General features: G+C 62.2%; 16 protein-coding genes. 9 read left to right on the plus strand and 7 right to left on the minus strand.

Annotation, left to right across the window (positions count from 1 at the left end; translation table 11 throughout):
* Positions 1 to 68: 68 nt before the first annotated feature.
* A complete protein-coding gene (gene nadC, locus JHD73_RS07730; protein WP_199029422.1) occupies positions 69 to 956 on the plus strand; it encodes a carboxylating nicotinate-nucleotide diphosphorylase in 888 nt (295 codons plus the stop codon).
* A 30-nt stretch (positions 957 to 986) separates the two neighbouring features.
* Here nadC and nadB read toward each other — a convergent pair whose 3' ends face one another.
* The 4 genes from nadB to radC form a co-directional block, all read right to left on the minus strand.
* Positions 987 to 2,588: an L-aspartate oxidase gene (nadB, locus tag JHD73_RS07735; protein WP_199029424.1), complete on the minus strand. Its 1,602-nt coding sequence runs from the start codon at positions 2,586 to 2,588 to the stop codon at positions 987 to 989.
* A gap of 177 nt (positions 2,589 to 2,765) precedes the next feature.
* A complete protein-coding gene (gene rpmG / locus JHD73_RS07740; RefSeq protein WP_003262397.1) occupies positions 2,766 to 2,936 on the minus strand; it encodes a 50S ribosomal protein L33 in 171 nt (56 codons plus the stop codon).
* Between the two features lie 14 nt (positions 2,937 to 2,950).
* Positions 2,951 to 3,184, minus strand: coding sequence for a 50S ribosomal protein L28 (gene rpmB / locus JHD73_RS07745; protein ID WP_004631999.1), 234 nt, complete (start codon positions 3,182 to 3,184; stop codon positions 2,951 to 2,953).
* A 180-nt stretch (positions 3,185 to 3,364) separates the two neighbouring features.
* Positions 3,365 to 4,039, minus strand: a complete 675-nt coding sequence (radC, locus tag JHD73_RS07750) for a DNA repair protein RadC (protein WP_199029494.1) — start codon at positions 4,037 to 4,039, stop codon at positions 3,365 to 3,367.
* A 124-nt stretch (positions 4,040 to 4,163) separates the two neighbouring features.
* Here radC and JHD73_RS07755 point away from each other — a divergent pair, with 124 nt between their 5' ends.
* From JHD73_RS07755 to JHD73_RS07785, 7 genes are all read left to right on the plus strand, one after another.
* On the plus strand, positions 4,164 to 4,643 hold the full coding sequence (locus tag JHD73_RS07755; protein ID WP_064804675.1) for a peptidylprolyl isomerase: 480 nt from the start codon (positions 4,164 to 4,166) through the stop codon (positions 4,641 to 4,643).
* The gene (gene ispH, locus JHD73_RS07760) at positions 4,643 to 5,617 is read left to right on the plus strand and encodes a 4-hydroxy-3-methylbut-2-enyl diphosphate reductase (protein WP_199029426.1); all 975 of its coding nucleotides are present in this window, start codon (positions 4,643 to 4,645) and stop codon (positions 5,615 to 5,617) included. Before JHD73_RS07755 ends, ispH begins: the two co-directional genes overlap by 1 nt.
* Before the next feature lie 454 nt (positions 5,618 to 6,071).
* Positions 6,072 to 7,280 (plus strand): branched-chain amino acid ABC transporter substrate-binding protein, encoded by a 1,209-nt coding sequence (locus tag JHD73_RS07765; RefSeq protein WP_199029428.1) that lies wholly within the window; start codon positions 6,072 to 6,074, stop codon positions 7,278 to 7,280.
* A gap of 231 nt (positions 7,281 to 7,511) precedes the next feature.
* Positions 7,512 to 8,447: a branched-chain amino acid ABC transporter permease gene (locus JHD73_RS07770; RefSeq protein WP_048934552.1), complete on the plus strand. Its 936-nt coding sequence runs from the start codon at positions 7,512 to 7,514 to the stop codon at positions 8,445 to 8,447.
* A gap of 13 nt (positions 8,448 to 8,460) precedes the next feature.
* Complete coding sequence (locus JHD73_RS07775) at positions 8,461 to 9,597, plus strand: ABC transporter ATP-binding protein (RefSeq protein WP_199029430.1); 1,137 nt, start codon at positions 8,461 to 8,463, stop codon at positions 9,595 to 9,597.
* Positions 9,598 to 9,610: 13 nt separating this feature from the next.
* A complete protein-coding gene (locus JHD73_RS07780; RefSeq protein WP_199029432.1) occupies positions 9,611 to 10,387 on the plus strand; it encodes an ABC transporter ATP-binding protein in 777 nt (258 codons plus the stop codon).
* A gap of 16 nt (positions 10,388 to 10,403) precedes the next feature.
* Positions 10,404 to 11,120, plus strand: coding sequence for an ABC transporter ATP-binding protein (locus tag JHD73_RS07785; RefSeq protein WP_199029435.1), 717 nt, complete (start codon positions 10,404 to 10,406; stop codon positions 11,118 to 11,120).
* A gap of 53 nt (positions 11,121 to 11,173) precedes the next feature.
* Here the strand turns inward: JHD73_RS07785 and JHD73_RS07790 are convergent, their stop codons facing one another.
* The 3 genes from JHD73_RS07790 to JHD73_RS07800 form a co-directional block, all read right to left on the minus strand.
* The gene (locus JHD73_RS07790; protein ID WP_199029437.1) at positions 11,174 to 11,650 is read right to left on the minus strand and encodes a GNAT family N-acetyltransferase; all 477 of its coding nucleotides are present in this window, start codon (positions 11,648 to 11,650) and stop codon (positions 11,174 to 11,176) included.
* A gap of 91 nt (positions 11,651 to 11,741) precedes the next feature.
* A complete protein-coding gene (locus JHD73_RS07795) occupies positions 11,742 to 12,929 on the minus strand; it encodes an acetylornithine transaminase (RefSeq protein ID WP_199029439.1) in 1,188 nt (395 codons plus the stop codon).
* A gap of 287 nt (positions 12,930 to 13,216) precedes the next feature.
* A complete protein-coding gene (locus JHD73_RS07800) occupies positions 13,217 to 14,266 on the minus strand; it encodes a CDP-6-deoxy-delta-3,4-glucoseen reductase (protein WP_199029441.1) in 1,050 nt (349 codons plus the stop codon).
* Between the two features lie 92 nt (positions 14,267 to 14,358).
* On the opposite strand from JHD73_RS07800, the gene JHD73_RS07805 reads away from it, so the two are divergent.
* Positions 14,359 to 15,324, plus strand: a complete 966-nt coding sequence (locus JHD73_RS07805; RefSeq protein WP_233176836.1) for an NAD-dependent epimerase/dehydratase family protein — start codon at positions 14,359 to 14,361, stop codon at positions 15,322 to 15,324.
* The last annotated feature ends 1 nt before the right edge of the window (position 15,325 follow it).

The raw sequence follows: 15,325 nt of genomic DNA on the forward strand, positions 1-15,325 counted from the left end.
AAGGCCGCGGTCCGGCCGCAAGGCGATCTGGCGGCCAACGCACAGCTCTTTCAAGGAATTGGCCCAGCATGACAGCGACTCAGATGAGCGTGAACGCCGCGCAGGCGATTTTCGATAGCTTTGGCCCGGCGCTGCGTGAAGCGCTGGCTGCCAATGTGGCCGCCGCGATTGCCGAGGACGTCGGCACCGGTGACTGTACGGGCTTGCTTGTCCCTGCCGATCGCCATGCACGCGCACGCGTGATCGTGCGTGAAGACGCCGTGCTGTGCGGTACGCCTTGGTTCGATGCCTGCATGCGCGCGGTGGACCCGACGCTGCGCGTGACGTGGCGGCAGCAGGAGGGCGACCGCATTGCGCCAGATTCGGTGGTGTGCGAGATCGAAGGCCCCGCGCGCTCGCTGCTGACCGCCGAGCGCCCGTCGCTGAATTTCTTGCAGTTGCTCTCCGGCGTGGCCACGGCAACGGCGCGCTATGCCGATGTCATTGCGGGTACGCGCGCTCGCGTGCTCGACACACGCAAGACGATGCCCGGTCTGCGCCTGGCGCAGAAGTACGCCGTGCGCATTGGTGGTGGCGAGAATCAGCGCCTTGCACTGTACGACGGCATCCTCATCAAGGAAAACCATATCGCTGCGGCGGGTGGCGTGACGGCGGCCTTGCGTGCGGCGCAGGCGCTGAATGCGGGCGTGTCGATTCAGGTTGAGGTGGAAACACTCGCGCAACTGGATGAGGCGCTGGCGGCCGGTGCCACGTCCGTACTGCTCGACAACTTCGATGCGCCTGCCATGCGTGAGGCCGTGCGTGTGACGGCGGGCAGAGCGCTGCTGGAGGTATCGGGCGGTGTGAACATCGACACGATTCGCGCGTTTGCCGAGACAGGCGTGGACCGCATCTCCGTCGGCGCGCTCACGAAGGACGTGCGCGCAACCGACTACTCCCTGCGTATCGTGGAATAGGCGGTCGAATAAGCCGTCGAATCAACCGGCTTAGCTTTTGCGCGCGATCTGCCGATGGGTCGGCTGCACGACCGTCGGCAGAGCCTTGGGCAGCGTTTCAGGGTAGTCGCGCGAGAAATGCAAGCCGCGGCTCTCGTGCCGTGACAGCGCGCTATCGACGATCAGCGAGGCCACCTCGACGAGGTTGCGCAGTTCCAGCAGATCGTGGCTCACACGGAAATTCTTGTAGTACTCGGCAATCTCTTCGCGCAGCAGTGCAATGCGATGCTGCGCGCGTTCGAGCCGTTTGTTCGTGCGCACGATACCAACGTAGTTCCACATCATGCGGCGCAGCTCGTCCCAGTTGTGCGAGACGACGACTTCTTCGTCGGCATCCGTCACGCGGCTTTCATCCCATGCCGGTATCTGAGTGGCAGTCGGCTTCGATTGCGGTTGGGCGAGGATGTCTTCCGCTGCGCCGCGCCCGATCACCATACATTCCAGCAGCGAATTGCTTGCCAGCCGGTTGGCGCCGTGCAGGCCGGTGTAGGCCGTCTCGCCCACTGCGTACAGGCCAGTGATGTCGGTGCGGCCGATGTGATCTGTCACCACGCCGCCGCATGTGTAGTGCGCTGCAGGCACCACCGGAATCGGCTGGCGCGTGATATCGATGCCCAACTCCAGGCAGCGTGCCAGGATCGTCGGGAAATGCTCCTTGAGGAATTCGGGGCTCTGGTGACTGATGTCCAGGTACACGCAGTCCAGACCACGCTTCTTCATCTCGAAGTCGATGGCGCGGGCAACGATGTCGCGTGGGGCCAGCTCGGCGCGTTCATCGTGCGCGGGCATGAAGCGCGTGCCATCCGGCAGGATCAGCTTGCCGCCTTCACCACGCACGGCCTCGGTAATCAGGAAGGATTTGGCAAACGGGTGGTACAGGCAGGTCGGGTGGAACTGGATGAACTCCATGTTCGCCACGCGGCAGCCCGCACGCCACGCCATGGCAATGCCGTCGCCACTGGCCGTATCCGGGTTCGTCGTATAGAGGTAGACCTTGCCTGCGCCGCCAGTAGCCATCACGGTCTGGCTGGCAGTGAGTGTCTTGACCCGGCCGCTCTTGCAGTCGAGCACGTACAGGCCATGGCAACGGGTGCCTGGCTGACCCAGCTTCGCATCGGTAATCAGGTCGATCGCGAAGTGGTCTTCCAACAGCGTGATGTTCGGGTGATTGCGTACTTTTTCCACCAGTGTTGTCACCACGGCGTGGCCGGTGGCATCTGCTGCGTGGATGATGCGTCGATGGCGGTGGCCGCCTTCGCGCGTGAGGTGGAAGCCGAGTTCGGCCTGCTCGTCGCGCGTAAACGGCACACCGTGTCCGATCAGCCACTCGATGGCCGATCGCCCGTTCTCGACGATGTAGCGCGTGGCCGCTTCATCGCACAAGCCGGCGCCGGCAATGAGCGTGTCGTCGACGTGCTCGTCATGGCTGTCGCCCGAATCGAGTACAGCGGCAATGCCGCCCTGAGCCCAGTCGCTGGCGCCTTCCGGTAGGCTGCGTTTGCTGATGACGACCACGCGGCGGTGATCGGCGAGGTGCAGGGCGACGGTCAAGCCCGCCAGGCCGCTGCCGACGACGGCAACATCGAAGTTCATGGGAGACGCGAGACGCTGGGCAGACGCGGCTGCCCACTAGCACAGTCGCGTGTCAATCGGAAAGAGGAGCAGTGTACACCGCGGCCGTGCCAAACAGCGGGCAACAAAAAACCCGCCTTGAAGCGGGTTTTTGCTGTCGATCATGCCGACGGAAGCAAGCCAATGCAATCGCGAGGATTACTTGATCTTGGTTTCCTTGTAAGCGACGTGCTTGCGGGCGACGGGATCGAACTTCATGATCTCCATCTTTTCCGGCTTGGTGCGCTTGTTCTTGGTGGTCGTGTAGAAATGACCCGTACCTGCGGTCGATTCCAGCTTGATCTTGTCGCGTCCGCCTTTGCTGGCCATGATTTAACTCCTAATTAGACTTCGCCGCGTGCGCGCAGATCCACGAGCACTTCGTCGATGCCTTTTTTATCGATCAGGCGCAGACCGGCGTTCGAGACGCGCAGGCTCACCCAGCGGTTTTCGGATTCGACCCAGAAGCGGCGGTTCTGCAGGTTCGGCAGAAAACGGCGCTTGGTCTTGTTGTTTGCGTGGGAAACGTTATTGCCGACCATCGGCGCTTTCCCGGTCACTTGACAGACGCGTGCCATGGAGCACTCCTAACTAAATACGTTGGCTACAGTTTGCGACCGGGCGCTGGGACCAAAACCAAGCGCAGCGCCACTGTAGAGGTGGGACTTCAGCGAAACGCGGATTATACACATAAAACTGCTGGCAAATCAACGAGATCAGTCGATTGCCGTTGAGCAACGCGCGATGCGGCGTCTGCGCTACATCTTGCCGTGTTCCAGAAAGCCATAGACCGTGGTGCGGCCGACGATCATGTGATCCAGAACAATCACATCCAGCAGCGCCAGCGCGCGGCAAAGCTCCCGGGTCAGGACGATATCGGATTCGCTGGGCTCGGCGTGGCCGGTGGGGTGGTTGTGGGCCAGGATGACGGCTGCCGCATTGTGATGCAGGGCGCGCTTGGCGATCTCGCGGGGATAGACGCGTGCCTCGGTCAGCGTGCCACGGAAAAGCTCCTCCCACGCAATCAGCCGGTGCCGCACGTCCAGAAACAGACAGGCGAAGACTTCGTGTGGGCGGTGGCCGAGCGACAGTCGCAGGAAATCCTTCACGCTCTGTGGAGAATCGAAAGTCTGGCCGTGGGTGATGTCTTCTTTGAGTGCACGCCGGGCAACTTCCAGCAATGCATGCAATTGTGCATATTTGGCCGGCCCCATGCCGTTGATCGACGAGAACTCCTGTTGCGAGGCGTGGCACAGCCGCCCGAGCGAGCCGAAATGCACCAGCAGTTCACGCGCCAAGTCGACGGCGCTTTTGCCGGGCATGCCGACGCGCAGGAAGATGGCCAGCAGTTCCGCATCAGACAGCGCAGCGGGACCGTGAGCGAGCAGTTTTTCACGCGGCCGCTCGTGGGCGGGCCAGTCGACAATTGCCATATAGATACTGTAGGGGAGGGCGTTGATGCCCACGTGCGGCCTGTGTGGAGCAGGCGCCGCGCCAGCGACCGAGAGGAGGGCTGACGTACAATAACGGGTTACTTTTTGGTCAAGCAGGTTGAGCGTGCAAGATTTGACGAATCAGGCGTCGGCAAGCGGCGCAGGCAAGGTAGTTGGGGCGGATTCCTATTTGACGCTGCACTACCGCGTCGCTCTGGAGAACGACACGGACGTTGTCACCACCTTTGGTGACAAGCCCGCGACGCTGCTGCTCGGTCAAGGTCAATTGGCGCCGACGCTGGAGCAGGCGCTGTTCGGTATGCGCGAGGGCGAGCGCACGACGTTCCGCCTGGCGCCCGAGCATGCGTTCGGCCCGCGCAATCCTGAGCTGCTGCAGCGCGTGTCGCTGGCCACGCTGCGTGAAAATTCCTCGTTTGAAGAGGACTACCAGCCGGGTGATCTTGTCGAATTCAACGCGCCGAGCGGTGGCAAGTACGCCGGCGTGCTGAAAGAGATCGGTGAGACCTCCGCGCTGTTCGATTTCAACCACCCGCTGGCTGGGCAGACCATCCTGTTCGAAGTCCAGCTGATTGGCATTCTGTGATGAGCACCACCATGAACACCCCGGTCGACTCCGTCACCCAGATCGACGCTGAGGTTCTGCTCGCGCAGCCGCGTGGCTTCTGTGCCGGCGTGGACCGGGCCATCGAGATCGTCGAGCGCGCACTGCAACTGTTTGGCGCGCCTATCTACGTGCGCCACGAGATCGTGCACAACGCCTTTGTGGTGAGCGACCTGCGTAACAAGGGGGCGGTGTTCGTGCAGGAGCTCGACGATGTGCCGGTGGGCGGCACGGTCATCTTCAGCGCGCATGGTGTGTCCCGCGCGGTGCGCGAGGCGGCTGAGGCGCGCGGCCTGCGCGTGTTCGATGCGACCTGCCCGCTGGTGACCAAGGTGCACGTCGAGGTCTCGAAGATGCGCTCGCAGGGCTTCGAGATCATCATGATCGGCCACAAGGGGCACCCTGAAGTGGAAGGCACCATGGGCCAGGCCGACGACGGCATGTTGCTCGTCGAATCGGTGGACGACGTGGCGCATCTTGCGGTGAAGGACCCGACGCGACTGGCGTATGTCACGCAGACCACGCTGTCGGTGGACGAGACGCAGGAGATTGTGGCCGCCATCAAGGCGCGCTTCCCTGCCGTGAACGAACCCAAGAAACAGGACATTTGCTATGCCACGCAGAACCGCCAGGACGCCGTGAAGTTCATGGCGCCGCAGGTGGAGGTGGTGATCGTGGTGGGCAGCCCGAACAGTTCCAACTCGAATCGCCTGCGCGAACTGGCCGAGAAGCTCGGCGTGCCAGCCTATATGGTGGATACGCCCGAGCAGGTGAAGCCCGAATGGCTGGCCGGCAAGCGCCGCGTGGGCCTGACGGCGGGCGCTTCGGCGCCGGAAGAACTGGCGCAATCGATCGTCGATCGACTCAAGGCGCTGGGTGCGCGCACCGTGCGTCCGCTCGAGGGCATTCAAGAAAACATGTCCTTCCCCCTTCCGAGGGGACTTCAAATCAATTGAAGTCGATTATGTAAATGCCCACTTAAAAGCGCACAAAAATAGTGCGCCCTAATGCGGTGCATAAAGCGCTTTCGACATGCCGACGGCCACTTCTAACAGGAGTGGCCGTTTTGTTTTGTGCATTGCAAAAATCGATTCAACGCCTGCAAAGCCTTGATTTACCGTGCGGATCGCCCGCCAAGCCGCATAAATACAGGGTTTCCCCTACTCTGGCATGCTTCTTGATATGCCTATCTGCCATTCGCGAATGCCTGCGCGAAATGACGCCTGTTTGGGCATTGGGGAAAGCCCGTAAAGCGGCGTAGTTACTGTAAAAATCGTTGTTGCGACGCGTATTGCATCCGCAAAAAAAGGGGATACAATTCGCGCGTTTCAAATTGAAACAATCGGCGCAGGGGGAGCGGCCGGGAGGCAGGACGCTCTTCTTGCTCTTGCGAGATCTAGGAGATCACTCATGCAAATCAAGTTTGCCAAAGTTCTGCCGCTTGCGGCTGCCGTGGCACTCGTAGCAGCTTGCGGTAAGAACGAGGAAAAGCCCGCAGACCAAGCTGCTGCACCTGCAGCAACGTCGGCTCCGGCCGCTGCTGCTGGCGGCGGCGAGACCGTCGTCAAGATCGGTCACGCGGCTCCGCTCACGGGCGGTATTGCTCACCTTGGCAAAGACAACGAAAACGGTGCACGCCTGGCCGTTGAAGAAGCCAACAAGGAAGGCCTGACCATCGACGGCAAGAAGATCAAGCTGGAATTGGTCGGTGAAGACGATGCGGGCGACCCGAAGACTGGCACCGCCGTGGCGCAGAAGCTGGTTGACGAGCACGTTGTTGCCGTCGTTGGCCACCTGAACTCGGGCGTTTCGATTCCGGCTTCCAAGATCTACAGCGATGCAGGCATCGTGCAGATCTCGCCGTCGTCGACGAACCCCGACTACACCAAGCAAGGCTTCAAGACGACCTACCGCGTGGTTGCGACCGACGCGCAGCAGGGCCCGGCACTGGCCAACTATGCTGCCAAGACCCTGGGCGCAAAGACCGTGGCCATCGTTGATGATGCCACCGCCTACGGTAAGGGCCTGGCCGACGAGTTCGAGAAGACCGCGAAGGCTGACGGCGTGAGCGTTGTGGCACGTGAAGCCACCAACGACAAGGCCACCGACTTCAAGGCCATTCTGACCAAGATCAAGGGCAAGAAGCCGGACGTGATCATGTACGGCGGCATGGATGCCACCGGCGGTCCGTTCGCCAAGCAAGCCAAGGAACTTGGCATCACGGCCAAGATCGTTGGCGGCGATGGCGTGTGTACCGACAAGGTGGCCGAACTGGCTGGCGACGCCATCGACAACATCGTCTGCTCGGAAGCAGGCTTGGCGCTGTCGAAGATGGAAAAGGGCGCGGACTTCGACAAGAAGTACCAAGACCGTTTCCACACGCCGGTGCAGATCTACGCACCGTTCACGTATGACGCTGTCAACGTGATCATCGACGCGATGAAGCGTGCCAACTCGACCGATCCGGCCAAGATCCTGGCTGCCATGCCGGCAACCAACTACAACGGCGTAATCGGCAACATCTCGTTTGACGAGAAGGGTGACCTGAAGCAAGGCTCCATCACCCTGTACAACTACAAGGACAAGAAGAAGACCGTCCTTGACGTTGTGAAGATGTAATCAGTAATCGAAGGGCGATTCTCATTACGATTTGCCCTTAAAAACGGCACCGCGCATACCCTTGCGGTGCCGTTTTTTATAGCCTAGCCAGTCATACAAGGCCCTCACCATGGGCGCGTTCGGCAGGCCGCTTACCAGCAACCTCACCTTACCCATCCGATTGATCGCATACCTTGCGGGCGCGCCATCCCGTCGCCTACAACAAAGCAAGGCATAGCAGGAGCTGTTCTCATGGATATCTTTATCCAGCAGATCGTGAACGGTCTGGTGCTCGGCAGCATTTACGCGCTGATCGCACTTGGCTACACCATGGTCTACGGTATTCTCGGCATCATCAACTTCGCCCACGGCGATGTCCTGATGGTCGGTGCAATGTCTGCGCTGACTGCCATCAACTTCCTCCAGAAGTACTTCCCCAATCTGCCTGACTGGCTCACGCTCGTCATTGCGCTGCTGTTTGCAATGCCGGTCTGTGCCATCGTGGCGTACACCATCGAACGGGTTGCCTACCGGCCGCTGCGCAATGCGCCGCGTCTGGCGCCGCTGATCACCGCCATCGGCGTGTCGATCGTGCTGCAGACCCTGGCGATGATGATCTGGTCGCGTAACCCGCTGACCTTCCCGCAACTGCTGCCTTCGAGCCCGATCGATATCGGCTCCACGGGCGCGACCATCACCGGCAAGGAAATCGTCATCATCGTGGTGGCTATCCTGGTGATGATCGGGCTGATCCTGCTGGTCAACCGCACCAAGCTCGGCCGCGCCATGCGTGCTACCGCCGAGAACCAGCGTGTGGCAGGGCTGATGGGCGTCAATCCGAACTTCGTGATCTCCGCCACCTTCATGATCGGTGCTGCCCTGGCAGCCGTCGCAGGCGTGATGATGGCGACCAACTACGGCAACGCCCACTTCTACATGGGCTTCATCCCGGGCCTGAAGGCGTTCACCGCCGCAGTGCTGGGCGGCATCGGCAACCTGGCAGGCGCCATGGTGGGCGGCATGCTGCTGGGCCTGATCGAGGCACTGGGTGCCGGCTACATCGGGGACCTGACTGGCGGTGTGTTCGGTTCGAACTACCAGGATGTGTTCGCGTTCATCGTGCTGATTGGCGTGCTGCTGTTCCGCCCGTCCGGCATCATGGGCGAACGCGTTGCGGACCGTGCATAAGAAGGGGAGCGCCATGACAGAAACTGCAACCGAATTCAAGGCACCGAAGAAGACGCGTGCCGCGCTTTACGGCTTCCTGATCCTCGCCCTGTTCGCACCGTTCATCGTGGGTGCCGCAGGTGGTAACTACTGGGTACGCGTGCTGGACTTCGCGCTGCTGTACATCATGCTGGCCCTGGGCCTGAACATCGTGGTGGGCTTTGCCGGCCTGCTCGACCTGGGCTACATCGCGTTCTACGCGGTGGGTGCCTACATGATGGCGTTGCTGGGTTCGCCGCACCTGTCCAACCAGTTCGAGTGGATCCACCAGCTGTTCCCGAATGGGCTGCACCTTATCGTCTGGTGGGTGATACCACTGGGTGCCGGGTTGGCTGCGTTGTTCGGCATTCTGCTGGGCACGCCAGTGCTGAAGCTGCGCGGTGACTACCTCGCCATCGTGACGCTGGGCTTTGGTGAAATCATCCGGATCTTCATGAACAACCTCGACCGTCCGGTGAACATCACCAACGGTCCGAAGGGCATCAACCTGATCGAGCCAGTCAAGATCTTCGGGTTCGACTTCTCGAAGCGCCATGACTTCTTTGGCATCCGCTTCGACTCGGTCTACATGTACTACTACCTGTTCGTGTTCCTGGCCGCGATCATCATCATCGTGTGCCTGCGGTTGCAGAACTCGCGTATCGGTCGTGCATGGGTGGCGCTGCGTGAAGATGAAATCGCTGCCAAGGCGATGGGCATCAACACGCGCAACATCAAGCTGCTGGCCTTTGCCATGGGCGCGTCGTTCGGTGGTGTGTCGGGGGCGATGTTCGCGTCGTTCCAGGGCTTCGTGTCGCCGGAATCGTTCGTGCTGTGGGAGTCGATCTACATCCTGGCCATCGTGGTGCTGGGCGGCATGGGCCATATCCCGGGCGTGATCCTGGGCGGCATCCTGCTGGTGGGCTTCCAGGAGTTGCTGCGTGCGCTGGCCGAGCCGGTGCAGAACAAGCTGTTCGGCCATGTGATTGTGGAAGCGGAAGTGCTGCGTCAGTTGCTGTTCGGCCTGGCGATGGTGGTGGTGATGCTGTATCGCCCTTCGGGCCTGTGGCCCTCGCCGCGCAAGGAAGACCGTCCGCAAAAAGCGCGGGCTGGTGGACTGTCCCGTATCTGATGGAGGCACGCACATGAGCAATAACAACGTCCTCCTCTCGATCCGAGGAGTGCAGAAGCGTTTCGGCGGCCTGCAAGCGCTGTCCGACGTGAGTCTGGAAATTCGCGAAGGCGAAATCTACGGTCTGATCGGCCCGAACGGTGCCGGCAAGACCACGTTCTTCAACGTCATTACGGGTCTGTACACGCCGGATGCCGGCGAGTTCGTGCTGGGCGGTGTGCCGTATCAGCCGACCGCTGTGCACGAGGTGGCCAAAGCCGGTATCGCCCGCACGTTCCAGAACATTCGTTTGTTTGGCGACATGACCGCGGCGGAAAACGTCATGGTCGGCCGTCACGTGCGCACCAAGGCCGGCCTGATCGGCGCGGTGTTCCGCACCAAGGCGGCCCGCGAAGAGGAAAAATCGATCGAAGACTGGGCTTACGACCTGCTGGAGTACGTCGGCATCGGCAAGTACGCCAACTACACGGCGCGCAACCTGTCGTACGGTCACCAGCGTCGTCTGGAGATCGCGCGCGCCCTGGCCACGCAGCCCAAGCTGTTGGCCCTGGACGAACCGGCTGCCGGCATGAACGCCACGGAAAAGGTCGAGCTCCGCGGCTTGCTCGACAAGATCCGTTCCGACGGCAAGACCATCCTGCTGATCGAACACGACGTGAAGCTGGTGATGGGCCTGTGCAACCGCCTGACCGTGCTGGACTACGGCAAGGTGATCGCGCAAGGCCTGCCGCACGAAGTGCAGAGCAACCCGGCCGTGATCGAGGCCTACCTCGGCGCATCGACGCATTGATGCGGAGGAACGGAATATGAAACCAGTAATGTTGAAGATCGACGGCCTGAAGGTTGCCTACGGCGGCATCCAGGCGGTCAAGGGCGTGGATCTGGAGATTCGCGAAGGTGAGCTGGTCACGCTGATCGGTGCCAACGGCGCCGGCAAGACGACCACCATGAAGGCCATCACCGGGCTGCAGGGCTGGGCTGCGGGTGACGTGCAGTATCTGGGCAAGTCCATCAAGGGCGTGCCGAGCTACAACCTGCTCAAGCAGGGCTTGGCGATGGTGCCGGAAGGCCGCGGCGTGTTCGCGCGCATGACCATCGTCGAGAACCTGCAGATGGGTGCCTTCACGCGCAACGACGAGGCGCAGATCAAGGCCGACATCGACCGCATGTTCGGCATCTTCCCGCGCCTGAAAGAGCGTGCAAACCAGCTGGCCGGCACAATGTCGGGCGGCGAGCAGCAGATGCTGGCCATGGCGCGTGCGCTGATGAGCCAACCGAAGCTGCTGCTGCTGGACGAACCGTCGATGGGTCTCTCGCCGATCATGGTGGAGAAGATCTTCGAGGTCGTGCGCGACATCTCGGCGCAAGGCGTAACCGTGCTGCTCGTCGAGCAGAACGCGCGCCTGGCGCTGCAGGCGGCGCACCGCGGCTACGTGATGGACTCCGGTCTCATCACCATGAGCGGCGATGCCAAGCTGATGTTGGACGATCCGAAGGTGCGTGCTGCCTATCTGGGCGAATAAGCATCAAGCGTCATGAAAAGAGCCCCGCACTTGCGGGGCTTTTTCTTTGTGCGTCAGGCAGATGTTGCCGTGTAGATATTTGGCCGGTGCAGTTGCATGAAGCCAATGCCCCCAGGCACATCGGTAAAGCCATGCTTGCGATAGAGCCAGTCCGCACCCGTGGTGACCAGCACCGTGCGGCGCAGACTTTGCAGTTCGGGGTGCTCGCGCAGGAAATCCATCAGCGCGTGCGAGACACCCTTGCCGCGCCACTCGGGCAGTACAAACACGTCGCACAGATAGGCGAATGTCGCGCGGTCGGTGATAGCACGTGCAAAGCCCACGAGGTCGCCGTGCAAGCCGTCATCGCTTTGCTGATAGGCGGCGAAGCACAGCGAATTGGCGATCGATCGGTCGAACACGGCGCGCGGCAGGCCGCGGGCCCAATGCGTTTCCTGCGAGAGGAAATCGTAGATCTGGTCCAGCGGGAGCCACGCGGAATCGTCAGACAAAACGATCCCCGTGGCCGGAACAGCAAGCGTCACGGCCATGGCAAACCTCGAATTGGCGAAATGGAAACTGCGGTGGTGAAGCGATGCAGGGCGACGCATTGCGCGCCGCCCCAGGGTGAAGCGTTTCGCTTTAGGCGTGTGCCTTGAGCAGCGTACGGAGCATGCCGATCATCGTGTCGATTTCTTCGGTCGTCACGTTCAGTGCGGGCATGAAACGCAGGATGTTGGGACGCGGTGCGTTCAGCAGCAGGCCCGTCGGGTTCATCTCACGCGCGGCTTCGACCAGTTGGCCGCCGATGTCCTTGCCGAGCAGCAGGGCGCGCAGCAGGCCGTCACCGCGCTCGCCGGCCAGGCCGAATTCTTCCGACAGTTGCAGCAGCTGCTTGCGCAGGTAGGCGCCGCGCTCCTGCACACCGGCCAGGAAGCCCGGGGCCAGCAGTTGCTCGATCACCGAGCAGCCGACAGCCGTCATCAGCGGGTTGCCGTTGTAGGTGCCGCCCTGGTCACCGGCTTCGAAGCTGGCCACTTCATCCGTGCACAGCAGAGCCGACAGCGGCACGCCGCCGCCGATGCCCTTGCCCAGCGTCATGATGTCCGGCTCGATGTTCGAGAGCTGGTAGGCGAAGAGGGTGCCGCAACGGCCGCAGCCTGCCTGCACTTCATCAACGATCAGCAGGATCTTGTGCTTCTTGGTCAGCGCGCGCAGTTGTTGCATGAACTCCGGCGTGGCGGGCAGTACGCCGCCTTCGCCCTGCACCGGCTCGAGCATCACGCCGACGGTCTCGTCGGTGATGAGTGCTTCCACCGAAGCGATGTCGTTCAGGATGGCCTTCGGGAAGCCCGGCACCTGCGGCGCGAAGATGGTGTCCCAGCCGGCCTTGCCCGACGCGCTCATCGTGGCGAGCGTGCGGCCGTGGAAGCTGTGGTCGAACGTGATGATCTGGAAGGCGCCGTTCTTATGCTTCTTGCCCCACTTGCGGGCGAGCTTGATGGCGCCTTCGTTGGCTTCAGCGCCGCTGTTGGCGAAGAACACCTTGTCGAAGCAGCTGTGCGCGGTCAGCAGGCCGGCCAACTTGGCCATCGGCTCGTTGTAGAAGGCCGGGCTCGGGTTGATCAGCTTCTTGGCCTGCGCGTTGAGCGCCTCGATCATGCCGTCGTTCGAGTGGCCGAGGCAGTTGACGGCCCAGCCCTGCACGAAGTCCAGGTATCGCTTGCCGTTGTGATCCGTCAGCCACGAGCCCTTGCCTTCGGTGAAGACGATCTCGGGCCGGTTGGTGATGTACATCAGGGACTGGACGGGGTAGTCAGCAAACGCCATGGCAAAGCTCCAGAAAAAGGCGGCAGGAAGATGAAAAAGTGGAAAAGCGCTGGTTGGAAAAAGACAAAGGCCACGGGGGTTGCCCCGTGGCCTTGTGATCGTCGAATCCTGTGAACCCGATATGCAATCAGCAGACAGCCGCGCGGCTTCCCGGAGGGAGCAACGTACGGCGGCGTCGGAGGTGCAGGGTTTGGTTCATAAGGCGCAAGAATAAGACGGATGCCAAGTCAAGTCAAAACGAAATTTCGACGTTCTTTGGATTTGTGCAACGGTAGGCAAGTCGATTGTCAGCCGGCCGGATGCAGGTCCGCCTCCGAGGTGAACGAGTCGGCGAAGAACGCATCCGGGTGCATTTGGCACTGGGCGGCAAAGTCCGTGCGGGCCGAGTTGATCACCACCGGCGCGCCGCAAGCGTACACCTCGTGGTTCGACAGATCGGGGTGATCGGCCATCACGGCCTGGTGGACGAAGCCTGTGCGGCCGGTCCAGGCGTCTTCGGGCAAGGCGTTGGAGACGACCGGCACGTACGTGAATCCAGGGATCGTGCGCGCCCATTCTTCCGCCTTGGCGTGCATGTACAGGTCTTGCGGGCGGCGGCCGCCCCAGTACAACGTCATCGGGCGCTTGCTGCCGATGAATTGCGCATGCTCGACGATGGCCTTGATGGGCGCGAAACCCGTGCCCGAGGCCAGCAGGATGATCGGCTTGTCGGACTCTTCACGCAGGAAGAAGCTGCCCAGCGGCCCTTCGAAGCGCAGGATGTCGCGTTCTTTCATGGCCGGGGCGCCCTCCTTGGCACCGAACACGTAGTCGGTGAAGGCGCCGCCCGGCATGTGGCGGATGTGCAGCTCGATCGGGCCTTCTTCGTGCGGCGGGTTGGCGATCGAGTAGCTGCGGCGCTTGCCGTCGCGCAGGAGGAATTCCACGTACTGCCCGGCCAGAAATTGCATACGCTCGGTGGCTGGCAGTTGCAGTTTGACGATAGTGACGTCCGGTGCAGCCTTTTCCAGCGAGGCCACGCGGCAGGGGATCTTCTTGATGGGCACATCGCCGGCGCCATGCACTTCGCGTACTTCAATGGTGACGTCAGTTGCGGGCGTGGCACAGCAGAACAGCGCGCGGCCTTCGGTGGCTTCCTGGGCGGAGAGCGCGTTGGGCGAGTGGTTGCCCTGCACGATGGAGCCCTCGCGGACATGGCCCTTGCACGAGCCGCACGCGCCGTTTTTGCAGCCGTACGGCAGGCCGATGCCCTGGCGCAGCGCCGCTGCAAGGATGGTCTCGCCGTCTTCGGCCTGGAACTGGCGGCCGCTGGGCAGCACGTTGATCTGATAAGCCATACTACAATCCGAATATGTTGAAAAGAGTGTCTGGTCGCCTTACTGCGGCACGTCCAATCATGACCCCGGCAAGAGCCCGGTCACCGAAATCCATGTCCCGCCTGGGGGCACCAAGCGTGCTGATCGTCGGCTGCGGTGATGTCGGCCAGCGTTGCCTGACGATGCTGCGCAAGCGCTTTCGCGTCTTTGCCGTCACCTCGCGCCAAGAAGGTCGTACACCGCTGCGCGAGGCCGGCGCCGTGCCGGTCCTGGCCAACCTGGACGATGCCGCATCGCTGCGCCGCCTGCGGGGCTTGAGCCCGCGCGTGCTGCACTTGGCGCCGCCGCCGTCCACCGGCAATGACGACCCGCGTACCGCCGCACTGGTGCACGCGTTGGCCCGTCCGGGCCCCATGTCCCGAGGCACAAAACAACGCATTTTACCCGACCGGGCGCGTCGGTTTGGTGGCTTGACGGGCCGCTTGAAAACCCGCCTCCAAGCGCGCGCATTCGTGTACGCGAGCACCAGTGGCGTCTACGGTGATGCGGCCGGCGCATGGGTGGATGAATCCCGCCCGGTCAAGCCGACCACCGCGCGCGCCCAGCGCCGTGTGGCGGCAGAACGCCGGGTGCGCTGGTTTGGCGTGGGCGGCGGCTGGCGCACGTCGATTCTTCGCATTCCCGGTATTTATGCCGCCGACCGCCTTCCGGTGGCACGTCTGCAGCGTGGCACACCTGCCTTGCGTGCAGAAGATGACGTCTACACCAACCACATCCACGCTGACGATCTGGCGCGCGCGCTGATTGCTGCACTGGTGCGCGGCCGCGCCCAGCGCGTCGTGCACGCCAGCGATGCCTCCGAGTTGCGCATGGGCGATTACTTTGATGCTGTGGCAGACGCGCGCGGCTTGCAGCGGCCGCCGCGCATCTCCAGGGCCCAAGCCGTTGCGCAGATCGAGCCGTCGCTGCTGTCCTTCATGAGCGAGTCGCGCCGATTGCGCAATGCACGGCTGATGCGCGAGCTGCGTGTGACGCTGCGCTATCCGACCGTGGCCGACTTCCTGCAAACGGAGGCCTGAC

The sequence above is a fragment of the Ralstonia sp. ASV6 genome (assembly GCF_016429285.1).
Classification (GTDB): Bacteria; Pseudomonadota; Gammaproteobacteria; order Burkholderiales; family Burkholderiaceae; genus Ralstonia; species Ralstonia flaminis.